This window comes from Kitasatospora mediocidica KCTC 9733 (assembly GCF_000744225.1).
Lineage (GTDB): Bacteria > Actinomycetota > Actinomycetes > Streptomycetales > Streptomycetaceae > Kitasatospora > Kitasatospora mediocidica.
This window is the reverse complement of the sequence record NZ_JQLN01000005.1, coordinates 2,559,773-2,574,716: the sequence shown is the minus strand read 5'-3', so window position 1 is coordinate 2,574,716 and position 14,944 is coordinate 2,559,773. Positions and strand designations below refer to the sequence as shown.

12 protein-coding genes are annotated in these 14,944 nt (G+C 74.5%); 4 read left to right on the top strand and 8 right to left on the bottom strand.

Features of this window, described 5'->3' with window-relative positions; translation table 11 throughout:
* Entirely contained in the window at positions 1–1,464 is a 1,464-nt protein-coding gene (locus BS80_RS25605) for a cell division protein PerM (RefSeq protein WP_051967033.1), read from the bottom strand.
* Between the two features lie 101 nt (positions 1,465–1,565).
* Here BS80_RS25605 and BS80_RS38050 point away from each other — a divergent pair, with 101 nt between their 5' ends.
* Positions 1,566–3,020 (top strand): helix-turn-helix domain-containing protein, encoded by a 1,455-nt coding sequence (locus tag BS80_RS38050; RefSeq protein WP_051967031.1) that lies wholly within the window; start codon positions 1,566–1,568, stop codon positions 3,018–3,020.
* A gap of 128 nt (positions 3,021–3,148) precedes the next feature.
* Here BS80_RS38050 and sucD read toward each other — a convergent pair whose 3' ends face one another.
* The 6 genes from sucD to BS80_RS25570 all read right to left on the bottom strand — a co-directional run bounded on the left by sucD (position 3,149) and on the right by BS80_RS25570 (position 10,829).
* Positions 3,149–4,042 carry a succinate--CoA ligase subunit alpha gene (sucD, locus tag BS80_RS25595; RefSeq protein WP_035800951.1) on the bottom strand — a complete coding sequence of 298 codons (894 nt, stop codon included), beginning with the start codon at positions 4,040–4,042 and terminating at the stop codon, positions 3,149–3,151.
* A gap of 19 nt (positions 4,043–4,061) precedes the next feature.
* Positions 4,062–5,237, bottom strand: coding sequence for an ADP-forming succinate--CoA ligase subunit beta (sucC, locus tag BS80_RS25590; RefSeq protein ID WP_035800950.1), 1,176 nt, complete (start codon positions 5,235–5,237; stop codon positions 4,062–4,064).
* Positions 5,238–5,517: 280 nt separating this feature from the next.
* Positions 5,518–6,705, bottom strand: coding sequence for a VWA domain-containing protein (locus tag BS80_RS25585; RefSeq protein ID WP_035800949.1), 1,188 nt, complete (start codon positions 6,703–6,705; stop codon positions 5,518–5,520).
* The gene (locus BS80_RS25580) at positions 6,702–9,086 is read right to left on the bottom strand and encodes a DUF5682 family protein (RefSeq protein ID WP_035800947.1); all 2,385 of its coding nucleotides are present in this window, start codon (positions 9,084–9,086) and stop codon (positions 6,702–6,704) included. Before BS80_RS25580 ends, BS80_RS25585 begins: the two co-directional genes overlap by 4 nt.
* Positions 9,087–9,117: 31 nt before the next feature.
* Positions 9,118–10,212, bottom strand: a complete 1,095-nt coding sequence (locus tag BS80_RS25575) for an ATP-binding protein (protein ID WP_051967030.1) — start codon at positions 10,210–10,212, stop codon at positions 9,118–9,120.
* 179 nt (positions 10,213–10,391) lie between these two features.
* A complete protein-coding gene (locus BS80_RS25570) occupies positions 10,392–10,829 on the bottom strand; it encodes a nuclear transport factor 2 family protein (RefSeq protein WP_035800944.1) in 438 nt (145 codons plus the stop codon).
* Between the two features lie 93 nt (positions 10,830–10,922).
* Between BS80_RS25570 and BS80_RS25565 the strand changes: the two genes are divergently transcribed.
* Genes BS80_RS25565 through BS80_RS25555 form a run of 3 tightly spaced genes read left to right on the top strand, consistent with a single transcriptional unit; the run spans position 10,923 to position 14,468 of the window.
* Positions 10,923–11,492, top strand: a complete 570-nt coding sequence (locus BS80_RS25565) for a PadR family transcriptional regulator (protein WP_035800942.1) — start codon at positions 10,923–10,925, stop codon at positions 11,490–11,492.
* Between the two features lie 60 nt (positions 11,493–11,552).
* Positions 11,553–12,857, top strand: a complete 1,305-nt coding sequence (locus tag BS80_RS25560) for an SWIM zinc finger family protein (RefSeq protein ID WP_035800940.1) — start codon at positions 11,553–11,555, stop codon at positions 12,855–12,857.
* A 9-nt stretch (positions 12,858–12,866) separates the two neighbouring features.
* Positions 12,867–14,468: a DUF5691 domain-containing protein gene (locus BS80_RS25555; protein ID WP_035802819.1), complete on the top strand. Its 1,602-nt coding sequence runs from the start codon at positions 12,867–12,869 to the stop codon at positions 14,466–14,468.
* A 7-nt stretch (positions 14,469–14,475) separates the two neighbouring features.
* Here BS80_RS25555 and BS80_RS25550 read toward each other — a convergent pair whose 3' ends face one another.
* On the bottom strand, positions 14,476–14,883 hold the full coding sequence (locus BS80_RS25550; RefSeq protein ID WP_035800938.1) for a cobalamin B12-binding domain-containing protein: 408 nt from the start codon (positions 14,881–14,883) through the stop codon (positions 14,476–14,478).
* Positions 14,884–14,944: the final 61 nt, after the last annotated feature.

Sequence of the window (14,944 nt, the reverse complement as noted above, 5' to 3'; positions counted from 1 at the left end):
TCAACTCCCTTCGCCGTCCCCGCCATCGCCGCGCCGGGGACGGACGAGGGCGAGGGCGGAGCCGGCCGCCGAACCGGTCGCGGCGCGCGCCGCCTGCCACCACCCGATCGCCCGAGCGCTCCAGCGATCGCGCCACGGCTCCTCCCAGGGCTCCGCCCCGGCGAGGTCGACCAGGCCGTCGTCCGCGCGGCCCGGGCGCAGCAGCCACCAGCGCACGCCGAGCGCTCCGGGCACCGTCAGCACGGCGAACCAGCCGGTCGCCAGCGCCCCCGCCGACCAGGGCGACGGGCCGAGCGCGGCCATCCGGCCCGCCCCGAGCGCGCCGCCGGCCAGCCAGGCGGCGAGGGCGACCAGCAGGCCCGCCGCCAGCGCCGTCGCGATCGCCGCGAGCGCGGTCGCGCCGAGCTGCCAGGGCGCCGGGAGCTCGTCCGGCACCTCGCCCGTACCCGCACGCCCGGCGCGCCCCGGGTACCCGGCGGCCGCCCGGCCGAGCAGTCCGGCGCAGGCCGCGCCCGCCAGCACCGGGACCGCGAACACCGCGTACTGCCAGGCCGCCCCGACGTCCGGGACCAGCGCGAACAACGGGAAGTCCGGCACCGCGCCGAGCACCACCCGCCCGGGCGCCACCGCCGTCCCGGTCCCCAGCAGGAACCCCGCGCCCAGCACGTAGGAGGCGCACCAGACCACCGCGTTGGGCACCAGTAGCAGGCAGGTCAGCAGCAGGCCGGCCGAGCCCGAGACGCTGCCGCCGGTGAGCGCGCGCACCACTGGGTCGGTGCCGTCGGTCCCGAGCAGCACCGCGACGGCGAAGAGCAGCGCGCTGCCGGCCAGCAGCGCCAGCAGCCCGGCCGCCGCCGCCCGCCGGACGGCCGCGCCGAGTTCGGCCCCGGCGGGCAGCGGTCCCGTCCAGCGCTCGGACCGGTCCCGCAGCCGCGCCGCCCTGGCCCGCCACGAACCCGGGACGGGGAAGGCCCGCGCCCCGGCCGCGGCGGAGAGGTAGGTCAGCACCGCCACCGCCAGCAGGTCCGGCAGCACCCGCGCCCGCAGGCCCGGGGCCATCGAGCACTCCAACGCCACCGGCAGTGCCACCGCGAGATATCCGGCGCAGACGGCCGCCGGCACGCCCCCGGTGCGCGCCCCGGTCCGCCGGACCACGCGGGCGCCGGCCCGGTACACCAGCACGACCATCAGCAGGGTGGCGAGCAGCGGCGTCAGCGAGAGCGGCGCCTCGGCCGTCCCCCTGGTCAACGGCCCGCCGTGGGCGAGCAGCCAGACGCCGCCCACCAGCTTGCCGGCGTCGCCCGCGGTGTCCTGCGGGTACGGCGAGAGGACCCACAGGACGAGCACGGGAGCCGCGGTCGTCGCGAGTCCGACGAGCGCCGCGGTGAAGCCCGCGATCGCCGGGCCGGAGCTGAGCGAGCCGGCACCGCGCGGGATCGGACGGTCCATCAGGTGGTGCGTCATGGTCCCTCATGGTGCCAACGTCACCCGTCCTGCTCTGTGAAGAAGCGTGCGCTCGCCGTGTCCCGGATTATCTGGTTATGTGTCACTTTCGAGCGGGCCAGATGGATCCGGCCGAAGCCGCACGGGTCTCGCGGCTGCTGCGACTGCTCTCCCCGCGAGAGGCGCAGGCGCTGGCGCGGCTGGTGGCCGGTGACGACACCCGCGCCATCGCCGAGGCCCTGGGCGTCGCGCCGAGCACCGCGCGCACCCATCTGCACCGGGCGATGCGCAAGCTCGGCGTCCGGACCCGCGCGGAGGCGGCCGCCCTGGCAGCCCCGGCCCTGGCCCCGAGCCCGGTCGCGGTTCCCGGCCCCGCCCCGATCGGGCCGACCCGGGAGGGCTTCGAGGCTTTCTACGCGCACTGCCACGACGACCTGGTGCAGCAGGCCTTCCTGCTCACGGCGGGCCGCCGCAGCGCCGCGCACGCCGTCCGGCAGGCCTTCGGCTCGGCCTGGAACAGCTGGCCCGAGGTCTGCGCCGCGCCCGACCCGGAGACCTGGGTGCGGGCCCGGGCGTTCGGCGCCGCGCTCTCCCCCCGGCACCGCGTCGGGCCGCTCCGCACGCACACCTGGCGGCTGCCGCGTCGGCGCATCCGGGTCGCCCCGCCTGCGCCGTCCGAAGCGGCCGACGAGCCCGGGACGCAGCTGACGGACCGTGACCGGGCCCTGCTCAGGGCGCTGCTGCGGCTCTCCCGCCCGCGGCGCCGCGACCTGGTGCTGCACGACGCGCTGGGCCTGCCGCCCGCAGCCGTGGCCGCCGAGGTGCAGACCAGCACCGCGGGCGTCGAGGACCGGGTGCGGGCCGCCCGGGCCGAGCTGGCCCGGACTGTCCCCGAGCTGGTCGGCGCCGATCCGGCGGCCGCCGGCTTCGGAGCGCGGCTCGGCGGCCTGCTCTACCGGGCGGCGCTGCGCGGCTGTCCGGCGCCGCAGCAGCCGGCCGCCGCCCTGGTGCGGACCACCGGACGGCTGCGCGCGGTGGCGCTGCCGGCTGCCTGCGGGCTGCTCGTGCTGGCCACCGTGGTGACGGTGGGGGCGGCGCTGGACGGGAACGGGCCGTCGACGTACTTCGCCGCCAGGCCGCGCGCGCTGCCGGTGTGCACCGGGTCCGGGACGGGCAGCGCGGGCCCGGCGGCCCACGCCGGGGCGGGCGGGCCGGGCGTGCACAGCGTGTGGTGCGGCTCGGCGCCCGGGCAGCCGGCGGTCATGGTGGCCGCCCCGGCGAGCACGGCACCCGCCGCTCCGGACGGTGGCACGGCGGCCTCCGACGCCCCCAGCGCGCAGGCGTCCGCCCCGGCGAGCCCGGCCTCTCCGGCCTCCCCGTCGCCGGCGGGCGCCACGGACGCCGCTGGGCTGCCGGACCGGGCACCGCTGCGTCTGGAACTGGTCACTCCCCCGGGCGCCGGCGCCCCGGCCGACTGCTCGCCGCGCCTCCCGCGTCCCTGCCCCGGCGGCGCCCGCATCGCCCCGCCCGCGCTCTGGCCGCCGTACCGGCCCTCCGGCGCGGTGGCGGCGCGCTGAGGGCCGAGCGCACGAAAACGTCCAGCCCCGGACCGGGAGACCCGGTCCGGGGCTGGACGTTTGGTGACCGTGTGTCAGCGTGACCGCGTGTCAGCGTGTCAGCGTGTCAGCGTGTCAGCGCGAGGCTGTCACAGGCCGAGCGAGCCGATCAGCTCACGCGCCAGGCGGGCGGTCTCGGACGGCGTCTTGCCGACCTTGACGCCGGCGGCCTCAAGGGCCTCCTTCTTGGCGGACGCGGTGCCCGAGGAGCCCGAGACGATGGCGCCGGCGTGGCCCATGGTCTTGCCCTCGGGGGCGGTGAAGCCCGCGACGTAGCCGACGACCGGCTTGGTGACGTGCTCGGCGATGTAGGCCGCGGCACGCTCCTCGGCGTCGCCGCCGATCTCACCGATCATCACGATGACCTTGGTCTCCGGGTCCGCCTCGAACGCCGCGAGGGCGTCGATGTGCGTGGTGCCGATGACCGGGTCGCCGCCGATGCCCACGGCCGACGAGAAGCCGAGGTCACGCAGCTCGTACATGAGCTGGTAGGTCAGCGTGCCGGACTTGGACACGAGACCGATCGGGCCGGTGGTGGTGATGTCCGCCGGGATGATGCCCGCGTTGGACTGTCCGGGGGAGATCAGGCCGGGGCAGTTCGGGCCGATGATCTGGGTCTTGTTGCCCTTGGCACCGGCGTACGCCCAGAAGGCGGCCGAGTCGTGGACCGGGACACCCTCGGTGATGACGACCGCGAGGCCGATCTCGGCGTCGATCGCCTCGACGACGGCGTCCTTGGTGAACTTCGGCGGAACGAAGATCACCGTGACGTCGGCGCCGGTCTTCTCGATGGCGTCGGCGACGGAGCCGAACACCGGCACCTCGGTGCCGTCGACGTCGACCGTGGTGCCGGCCTTGCGCGGGTTCACGCCGCCGACGATCTGGGTGCCGGAGGCGAGCATGCGGCGGGTGTGCTTCATGCCCTCGGAGCCGGTCATGCCCTGGACGATGACCTTGCTGTCCTTGGTAAGGAAGATAGCCATGCTAGTTAGTCCCTCTTCCTTACTTGGCGTTCGCCAGCTCGGCGGCGCGCTCAGCGGCACCGTCCATGGTGTCCACCTGCTCAACGAGCGGGTGGTTGGCGTCGGTCAGGATCTTGCGACCCAGCTCGGCGTTGTTGCCGTCCAGGCGGACGACCAGCGGCTTGGTGACCTCGTCGCCCTTGGCCTTGAGCAGCTCCAGCGCCTGGACGATGCCGTTGGCGACCGCGTCACACGCGGTGATGCCGCCGAACACGTTGACGAAGACCGACTTGACGTCGGGGTCGCCCAGGATGATCTCCAGGCCGTTCGCCATCACCTCGGCGGACGCGCCGCCGCCGATGTCGAGGAAGTTGGCGGGCTTCACGTTGCCGTGCGCCTCACCGGCGTACGCGACCACGTCGAGGGTGCTCATCACGAGACCCGCGCCGTTGCCGATGATGCCGACCTCGCCGTCGAGCTTGACGTAGTTCAGGCCCTTGGCCTTGGCGGCCGCCTCGAGGGGGTTGGCCGCGGCCTTGTCCTCGAGCGCCTCGTGGCCCGGCTGACGGAACTCGGCGTTCTCGTCCAGCGAGACCTTGCCGTCGAGCGCGATGATCTTGCCGTCACCGGACTTGATCAGCGGGTTGACCTCGACGAGGAGCGCGTCCTCGGCGATGAAGACCTTCCACAGGCTGACCAGGACGTCGGCCACCTGGTCGGCGACCTCGGCCGGGAACTTGGCCGCGGCGACGATCTCGCGGGCCTTCTCCGGGGTGCAGCCCTCGTTGGCGTCGACCGGGATCTTGGCGAGCGCGTCGGGGTTCTCCTCGGCGACGACCTCGATCTCCACGCCGCCCTCGACGCTGGCCATCGCCAGGAAGGTGCGGTTGGTGCGGTCCAGCAGGAACGAGACGTAGTACTCGTCCTTGATGTCCGCGGTGGCGGCCAGCATCACCTTGTGAACGGTGTGGCCCTTGATGTCCATGCCGAGGATGGCGGCGGACTTGGCGACGGCGTCCTCGGGGTCCGAGGCGAGCTTCACGCCACCGGCCTTGCCTCGCCCACCGACCTTCACCTGAGCCTTGACGACAGCACGCCCACCGAAGCGGGTCGCGATCTCGCGGGCGGCCTCGGGGGTCTCGATGACCTCGCCGGCGAGCACGGGTACGCCGTGCTTTTCGAAGAGGTCCCTCGCCTGGTACTCGAACAGGTCCACGTGTGTTCGTCCTTGTTCGTGGTCGCGGATTGTGTCTCTACGAGCGTGCCACGGCAGGATCTTCGCTGCGGGTCGTCGGGGCGGTGCGGGTACGCAGAGTTTGTGGCCTTGCGGCCCACACAGCCACGGGCGCACACGTCAACCAACACGCGCGTCACGTCCGTCTGGCAGGTTATCCCCGACCGACGGGCGTGATTCGCCGGGGACCGGCTCCGCTTTGGTGAGAACCGTCACAACGGGCGTACGGCGGCGGGTCGCGCGCCCCGCCGCGGCCCGGTGCTCAGGAGCCCACCGGGACCGGCAGCGGACGCTTCTCGATCGCGGCGGCCATGATGTCCGGGAAGGCGTCCGGAGTGCAGGCGAAGGCCGGGACACCGAGGGTGGCCAGCGCGGCGGCGTGCGCGTGGTCGTAGGCCGGGGCTCCCTCGTCGGAGAGCGCGAGCAGGGCGATGAACTGGACGCCCGCCGCCTTCATCGCGGCCACCCGCCGGAGCATCTCGTGCCGGATCCCGCCCTCGTAGAGATCACTGATCAGGACCACGACGGTTTCCGCCGGACGGGTGATCCGCGACTGGCAGTAGGCGAGCGCGCGGTTGATGTCGGTGCCGCCGCCGAGCTGGGTGGCGAAGAGGACGTCCACCGGATCGGAGAGCTGCTCGGTCAGGTCGACCACCGAGGTGTCGAAGACGACCAGCCGGGTGTCCAGGCTGCGCATCGAGGCGAGCACCGCACCGAAGACCGCCGAGTGGACGACCGAGGCGGCCATCGACCCGGACTGGTCGATGCAGAGGATGACGTCCTTCTTCACCGCGCGCTGGGCGCGCGCGTAACCGACCAGGCGCTCGGGGACGATCGTGCGCTCCTCGGGCAGGTAGTTCTTCAGATTGGCGCGGATCGTGCGGTCCCAGTCGATGTCGCGGTGGCGCGGACGGTTCACCCGGGCGCTGCGGTCCAGCGCGCCGCCGAGGGTGGCCCGGGTCCGGTCGGCGAGCCGGCGCTCCAGCTCGGCCACCACCTTGCCGACCACCATCCGGGCGGTCTCCCGGGTCGTCTCGGGCAGCGCGTGCTTGAGCGAGAGCAGCGTGCCGACCAGATGGACGTCCGGCTCCACCGCCTCCAGCATCTCCGGTTCGAGGAGCAGCCGGTCCAGGCCGAGCCGGGAGATCGCGTCCTGCTGCATCAGCTGGACGACCGAGGTCGGGAAGTACGTGCGGATGTCACCCAGCCAGCGGGCCACCTGCGGGGCCGAGCCACCCAGGCCGGCGCTGCGGGCGCCGCCTCGGGAGGCGGCGGGGGCGGGCGCACCCCGGTAGAGCGCGGCCAGTGCCCGGTCCATGCCGGCGTCCCGCCCGGTCAGCCGGCAACCGGTGCCGTCGGCCTCGCCGCCCAGGACCAACCGCCAGCGGCGCAGGCGCTGGTCGGTCTCCGGGTCGCTCGAAGGAGTGGTCGCGGCGGTCGGGATGCTCATCGGTCGTTCCCTCGGTCGGGCTGGCGGGGGATCAGCGGGCGGGCGGCGGCGGGGGCCGCCGGGCGCAGGCCGAGCAGCAGGGCCACCGTCGGCAATGCGGCGTCGGCGCGGTCGGCGTCGAGCGGCTCCGCGCGGACCGCGCCCGGGCCCGCCGTCCGGCCCGGCTCCGCGGCGGCGAACGGACCGGCGGCGACCCGCGACCCGACGGTCTGCCGGACGCCTGCCTCCAGCGCCGAGAAGGTGCGGCGGAGCAGCGGCAGGACGTCGGTGAAGGTCTCGTCGGACACGCCCGTCAGCCAGTCGTCCAGCAGTTCGAGCAGCTGGGGGTCGTGCAGCAGCAGGGCGCCGCCCCCGGAGAGGAAACCCTCGATCCAGCCGGCCGCGTCGGCCGGGGCGCTGGCCGTCGAGAGCACCAGGCGCATCCGGCGGCCCGCCTCGGCCGAGTCGAGCCGGGCGTCGTCCAGCAGCAGCCGGACGGCGCGGCCGCGCAGCAGGCCGGGGACGCCGGTGGCGGGCCCGGCCGACGGCTCGCGGCGGGCCAGCCCGTGCAGGGCGGCGGCCCAGCGGTCGGCGAGCGAGTCGGGTTCCTCGGCGGCGGCGCCCTGCTCCAGCAGGCCCACGGCGGCGTGCACCGCGTCCAGCCTGGTCCGCATCGCGCCGGCGCCGTCCGCGTCCAGCCCGGTGCAGGCGGGTGGCAGGCCGACGCAGATCCGGTCGGCGAGCCCACGGGCCACGCCGTCCAGCGCGCTGCTGTCGGTGCCCCGGACGTCGCCGTAGCGCAGCGCGCGGACCAGCGCGGGCAGCGCCTCGGCGAGCTGACCGGCGTCGGTGTCGAGCGCGGCACGGTCGGCCAGCGCACGCATCACCGCGGGCAGCGCGGCCGGCAGCCGCGCCACCAGGCAGTGCTCCGCCAACCGGGTGAGGTCGGCGAGTTCGGCGGCCTTCGCGGCGAGTTCTACCACCTTGCCGGCGGCGGCCTGCTCGATCGTCGTGCCCCACTGCGCGGCCTCCACCACCCGGACGGCGTATTCCGGGTCCCAGCTCAGCTGCCAGCTCTCCCGGAACGTCCCGGTGGAGTTGACGGCGGAACGGGTCTCGGTGCCCCAGCCGATGCCGAGCAGCCGCAGCCGGTGCAGCAGCAGCGACCGGGACGCGTCCAGCTCCTTGCGCAGGTCCAGGACCAGCTCGCGGGCCTCCGTCTCGGGCTTGAGCCGCAGACTGCGCTGAAGCCGGGTCAGGTCGCGCTGCAGCGGCACGGTCGGGGTGGCCGACGGCACCTCGCCGAGCGCCTCGCCGACCACCAGCCGCTCCTGGACCAGCGCGAGCGCGACGTCGGAGCCGTCGCACAGCACGGACCGGACGGCGTCCAGCGTCTCGGCCAGCCCGGCGACCGGGCGGCCGCGCATGGCGGCCAGCGTCTCGGCCAGCCGGACCGCCTCGATGACGTGGGCGGAGGAGACCGGGTGGTCCTCGGCGCGCAGCAGCTCGGCGGCCCGGGTCATCCAGCGGGCGAGCGTGTCGCGTTCGGTGCTGAACAGGTGGTGGTACCAGCCGGGCGACTCGATACCGGCGCCGTACCCGGTGTGCTGGGCGAGACGGCGGTGGGTCCAGGGCACCCAGGTGATCTCGGTCTTCGCCTTCTTGGGCAGCGTGGCGAGGAGCGCGCGGTCGGCGGTGGCGGTGGGCATCGCGCTCAGCGCCGGGACGTGCCAGGCGCCGCAGACCACGGCGATCCGGCGGTGTCCGGCGCGGCGGGCGGCGCGGATCTGCTGGCGCATGTACGCCTCGCGCAGGTCGTCGCGGCGGCCGGTGAGCGGCGGGGCGCCGGGCGGCTGCTCGCGCAGGGCCGTCATCGCCTCCGCCAGTGCCTCGAAGGGCGCGAGCGGGTCGGCGTCGGCGCCCGGTGTGCGGTGCTCGACGACGTCCTCCCACCAGCGCTCGGCGTCGTCCTGGCCGGCGGCCTCGGCGAGGACGGCGATCGGGTCCAGCGCGAGGCGCTCTTCCGCCTGTTGGGCCTGCTGGGCCTGCTGGGCCTGCTGGGCCTGCTCGGCCGCCAGGGCGAAGCCGTACGCCGCCGGCAGGTCGATGAACCGGACCGGCAGCTCGCGCGCCAGCCCGTACCGGATCGCCACCCACTCCGGGGAGAAGGAGGCGAACGGCCAGAAGCCCGCCCGGGACGGGTCGTCCACCGCGTGCGCCAGCAGGGCGACCGGCGGGACCATCTCCTTGTCCACTGCCAGGCTGATGATCGGATCGGCCTCGGCGGGCCCCTCGATCAGCACCACATCCGGCCGCAGGCGCTCCAGCGCCGCCGCGACTGCGCGGGCCGAGCCGGGTCCGTGGTGCCGGATCCCCAGCAGGGTCACGTCGTTGTCACTCATCGGTCCTCCCCTCCTGCCTCCTGGGTCCTGCTCAGCGGGAGAGCTCGCGCGCGGCCCGGTAGAAGTCCTTCCACCCCTCCCGCTCGCGGACCACGCCCTCGACGTACTCGCGCCAGACCACCTGGTCGGCCACCGGGTCGCGGACGACCGCGCCGAGGATTCCGGTCGCGACGTCCCCCGCGCGCAGGACGCCGTCGCCGAAGTGGGCGGCGAGCGCCAGCCCGTTGGTGACCACCGAGATCGCCTCGGCGGTGGAGAGCGTGCCGGTGGGCGACTTGACCTTGGTGCGCCCGTCCGCCGTGATGCCGTCGCGCAGTTCGCGGAAGACCGTGACGACGCGGCGGATCTCCTCGGCGCCGCCCGGGAGTTCGGGCAGGTCGAGGGAGCGGCCGAGCTGGTCGACCCGGCGGGTGACGATGTCGACCTCCTCGTCGAGGGTGGCGGGCAGCGGCAGCACCACCGTGTTGAACCGGCGGCGCAGCGCGCTGGAGAGTTCGTTGACGCCGCGGTCGCGGTCGTTGGCGGTGGCGATCAGGTTGAAGCCCCGGACCGCCTGCGTCTCGCCGCCCAACTCCGGTACGGGGAGTGTCTTCTCGGACAGGATGGTGATCAGGCTGTCCTGCACGTCCGCCGGGATGCGGGTCAGCTCCTCGACCCGGGCGATCTTCCCGTCCGCCATCGCCCGCATCACCGGGGACGGCACGAGGGCGTCCCGGCTGGGTCCGTGGGCGAGCAACTGGGCGTAGTTCCAGCCGTATCGGACCGCCTCCTCGGGCGTCCCGGCGGTGCCCTGGACGAGCAGCGTGGAGTCCCCACTGATCGCGGCGGCCAGGTGCTCGGACACCCAGGTCTTGGCCGTCCCCGGCACGCCGAGCAGCAGCAGCGCGCGGTCGGTGGCCAGCGTGGTCACCGCCACCTCGACGATCCGGCGCGGCCCGACGTACTTGGGCGTGATCACCGTGCCGTCCGGCAGTTCGCCGCCGAGCAGGTAGGAGGCCACGGCCCACGGCGACAACCGCCAGCGTTCCGGACGAGGCCGCTCGTCCTGCGCGGCGAGCGCGGCGAGTTCGGCGGCGAACGCGTCCTCGGCGTGCTGCCGGAGAACCTCGGGAGTGGTGGTGGTCATAGGACGGCTCCTAGGTCGGCCACCGGGCACAGCAGTGCCGCGGGCGGGGCGGTGATCAGGGGGAGCATCGGCGCGGATGACAGACCCGGGGGCTGCCTTCGAACGCCCCCCGACCTGCGACAACCACCTTGCCGCAGACCACTGACAATGCCCGGCTGACGACCCGTCCGCCCGAGACCCTAGGAGTCGGTGGCCGGGACCAGGCCGGCGGCCACCAGGCCCGCGAAGACCGCCTCGCCCAGGGCGTGCACGGCCGACTGCGGGCGGACCATCACGGTGAACTCCTTGATCCGGCCCGCCTCGTCGAACTGCAGCAGGTCGATGCCGTGGATCGCCTTGCCGTTCACCGTGGTGCGGAACATCAGGATCGACGACGGCACCTCGCCGCCGTCCGCGCTGGTCTCGGCCCGGCCGTCGAACTCACCGACGTAGCGGAAGTCCTCGAAGATGCCCAGCAGGACGCGGAGCAGGCCGACCACCATGGCCTTCCCCTCGAAGGGGACGAACTTCACCGGACTGTAGAAGCGGACGTCCTCGGTGAACAGGTCGTCCAGCGCGGCGATGTCCTGCTTCTCCACGGCGGCACGGAAGCGTTCGGCGGTGGTCGGGTCCGTCATGGCTTCTCCCTCTCCCTAGTCAAGAATCTGACTATTCTGGTATGTGACTAGGATGATGCCGGGACCGACACCAAAAGGGAAGAGGCTGCCTCGATGGCCCTGCGACACGCCGTGCTGGCCGCACTCCTGGACGAGGAGCGCAGCGGCTACCAGCTGGCCAAGGCGTTCGACGTCGGCGTGGCCAACTTCTGGCACGCGCTGCCGCAGCAGCTCTACGCCGAGCTGACCAAGCTGGAGCGCGAGGGACTGGTCGCGGGCCGCGAGGTGGTCCAGGAGAGCCGGCCCAACAAGCGCGTCTTCCGGGCCACCGAGTCCGGTCTCACCGAGCTCCGCGATTTCACGGCGGCCGCGTCGAAACCCTCGTTCATCCGCGACGACCTACTGGTGAAGGTGCAGGCGGCCGACCACGTCGACGCCGAGCAGCTGATCGAACAGCTCGGTGACCGGGCGACCGCGGCGGCGGCCAAGATCGAGCTGTTCGGCGCCCTGCTGCGCCAGATGCGCGGCGACGCCGACGAGGAGGAGTTCCTGCGCACGGGCCACCGCATCGGCCCCTACCTCACCTGCCTGCGCGGCCTCGCCTTCGAACGGGAGACCCTGGACTGGTGCCGCCGCATCGCCGACGTCCTGCGCACCCGCCACCCGTCCGGGTCCACGCTCTGACCCACCCGCCGGCCGATGTCCTTCTGACGCCTGTCAGTGGCCCGGCCTAGCGTTCGGGGCATGGAGGAACGCTGGAGCACTGAGCATGTCCTGTCCCTCTCGCCCGACGCCGCGTCGGCGAAGGCTGCCGGGAAGTTGTCCGGGCCGGGGCCGTGGTCGGGGGTGGGGTGCAACGGAACGGCGCTGTGGGGGGCGTGCAAGGGGAGCGGGAGTACGCCGTACCGGACGGTGATCGAGCTTGCCGGCCCTGCGTACCAGTGCAGTTGCCCGAGCCGGAAGTTCCCCTGCAAGCACGCGCTGGGGCTGCTCCTGCTGTGGAGCAGCGGGGGCGAGGCGGTGCCGGCCGGGGGTGAGCCGCCCGAGTGGGCGGGGTCGTGGCTGGCCGGGCGCCAACAGCGGGCCGAGCAGCAGCGGACGCCCAGGGCCGAGGCGGATCCGGTGGCGGCGCGGCGGCGGGCCGATCGACGGGCCGCCCGAGTCGGCGCCGGGGCGCAGGAGTTGCGTCTGCGACTGGCGGACCGGGTGCGGCACGGGCTGGCCGACCTGAGCACCGCGCCCAGCCCGTGGGAGGAGGTGGCGGCCCGCATGGTGGACGCTCAGGCCCCCGGACTCGCCAGCAAGGTAAGGGAGTTGGAATCACACACGGACGAGGACCTGCTCGCCGAGTACGCCCTGCTGCACCTGCTGGCCGCCGCCTACGAGCGGGTCGACACGCTGCCCGCCGAGCTGGCCGCCACCGTCCGCTCCCGGGTCGGATTCAGCACCGAGAGCGCCGAGTTGCTGGCCGGCCCGACCGTACGGGACCGCTGGCTGGTGCTCGGGGTCCGCGACAGCGCCGACGAACGGCTGACCACCCGGCGGCTCTGGCTGCGCGGCGCCAAGACCGGCCGCCCGGCGCTGCTGCTGGCCTTCGGCCGCCCCGGCCAGTCGCCCGACCTTGCCATCCCCACCGGGCAGTTGCTGGAGGCCGAGCTGGCCTTCCACCCGGGCACCCGGCCACTGCGCGCCGTACTCGGCACCCGGCACGGGATGCCCGCGCCGGTGCCCGCCGCCGAGGCCGTGCCGCCCGGGGTGTCCCCCGCCCGGGCCCTGGCCGGGTACGGCGAGGCGGTCGCGGACGATCCCTGGCTGGAGTCCTGGCCGACCGTGCTGACCGGCGTACTCCCCGTGCCGGGCCACGGTCGCTGGCAACTGACCGACGGAAAAGAGGCGTTGAGCATCGATACGGCGACGGGCCCCGGGCTCTGGAAGCTCGCGGCGGTGTCGGCGGGCCGACCGGTGACGGTCTTCGGCGAGTGCGGGCACCGGGGGTTCACCCCGGTCACGGTGTGGGACGAGAACGGCCGCGCGACAGGAGTGAGTTGAGTGAGCACCATGCACCAGGAAGATCTCTGGGAGGACCTGCGGACCACGGCGCTGCTCGGCACCGACCGGCGCCCGCTGCCGTCCGCCACCACAACGCCCGCCCTGGCGGCGGCGGCCGGCGCGGTGGACCGCACCGATCCGGCGGCGGCGCTGCTGGAGCTGGCCGCCCTGGTCACCGTGCACCGCCGCGCTGGGCTGCTGCCCGGCCCGGGCCCACAGCCCACGGCGCCCGCAGCGCCGGACGAGCGCCCGGCGCTGCCCGAGGCGGCGGCCCGCCGCCTGGCGGTCCTGCTGTCCGGGCGGACGACCGGCGCGAACACCACCGGCACCCTCGCCAACCTGGCCGAGCTGCTGCCGCAGTGGCTGGCCGGCGCCCGCGAGTCGGGCTACCGCCCGCCACCCGCGCTGGTCCCCGCGCTGCTGGACGCCGCCCGGGCGCGCAGCGAGCTGCGCGGCGACGCCGTGGCCCTGGCCGGCCCGCTCGGCCGCTGGCTGGCCGAGCAGAACCCGGACTGGGCCTACGTGCGCCGGACGGTGACCGACAACCAGGCCGCCGCCGAGGAGCGCACCTGGCACGAGGGCCTGTTCGCCGAGCGCGTCACGCACCTCACCCGGCTGCGCCGCAGCGACCCGGCCGCCGGCCTGGAGCTGCTGCGCGGCACCTGGTCCACCGAGCGCGCCGAAGACCGGCTGCTCTTCCTGGACGCCCTCCAGGAGGGGCTCTCCGAGGCCGACGAGCCGTTCCTGGAGGCCGCTCTCGGTGACCGCAGCAAGAACGTCCGGGCCACCGCCGCCGAGCTGCTCTCCACCCTGCCCGGCTCGGCGCTGGGCGCGCGGATGGCCGAGCGGGCCGGGACGGCCGTACGGCTGGTGGACGGACGGCTGCTGGTCACCCCGCCGACCGCCTGCGACGCCGCGATGCAGCGCGACGGCATCGCCCCCAAGTCGCCCACCGGCCGTGGTGAACGTGCCTGGTGGTTCGGCGAGTTGGTGGCCGCCACCCCGCTGGGCCACTGGACGGCGGGCTTCGGTCTGACGCACGCCCAGTTGCTCGATCTGCCGGTCACCGGCGAGGACGGCGACGAGGTCGACGACAGCTGGCGCGACGACCTGCGGGAGGCCTGGGCCAGGGCCGCCGTCCGACAGCACGACGCCGCCTGGGCGCGCGCGCTGCTCGGCCCGGCCCCGCGCCGCACGGGCGCGGCCCGGACGGAGTCGGCGCAGCCGGCGGGCGCGCCCGCGAAGCTGCTCGCCGTCCTGCCGCCGGCCGAGCGGTCCGCCTGGACGGCCGCGTTCCTGCAGACGCACGGCCTGGGCGACGCCTTCCAGCTGCTCGGCTCCTGCGCCACGCCGTGGACACCGCCGCTGAGCACCGCGGTGGTCGCCGCCCTGGAGCGGGCGGCCGGCTCCGGGGCGTACCCGTGGAGCCACAGCGGGGTGCTGGGCATGACGGAGCGTTCGCTCTCGCCCGCGACGGCACCGGCCGTCGAGGCGCTGGCCGCCGACGCGACGCCGGACAGCGCGTGGGCCGAGACCTTCGGCCGGCTCGCGGGCACGCTGCGTTTCCGCGCCGCGATGCTCGCCGAGCTGGCCGAAGGGCGGACGGTCTGAGAGGGGCTCAGCCCGCCGCGCGCAGGTTGGCCTCGACCCAGGCCACCACGTCACGGGTCGGGGTGCCGGGGGTGAAGATGTCCGCGACCCCCATCGCCTTCAGCTCGATGATGTCCTCGTCCGGCACGATGCCGCCACAGAACACCTTGATGTCCGCCGCGTCGCGCTCCTTGAGCAGCGCGATCACCCGGGCGCAGAGCGTCATATGCGCGCCGGAGAGGATCGACAGGCCGATGCCGTCGGCGTCCTCCTGGATGGCGGTGTCGACGATCTGCTCGGGCGTCTGGTGCAGCCCGGTGTAGATCACCTCCATGCCGGCGTCCCGCAGGGCGCGCGCGATCACCTTGGCGCCCCGGTCGTGACCGTCGAGCCCCGGCTTGGCGACCACGACCCGGATCGGGCCTGACACACCCATCACTGCCTCCACGTTAACCACCGATAACAAGCCTGAGGGGAGGTTAGCGTCACTGGAGCCC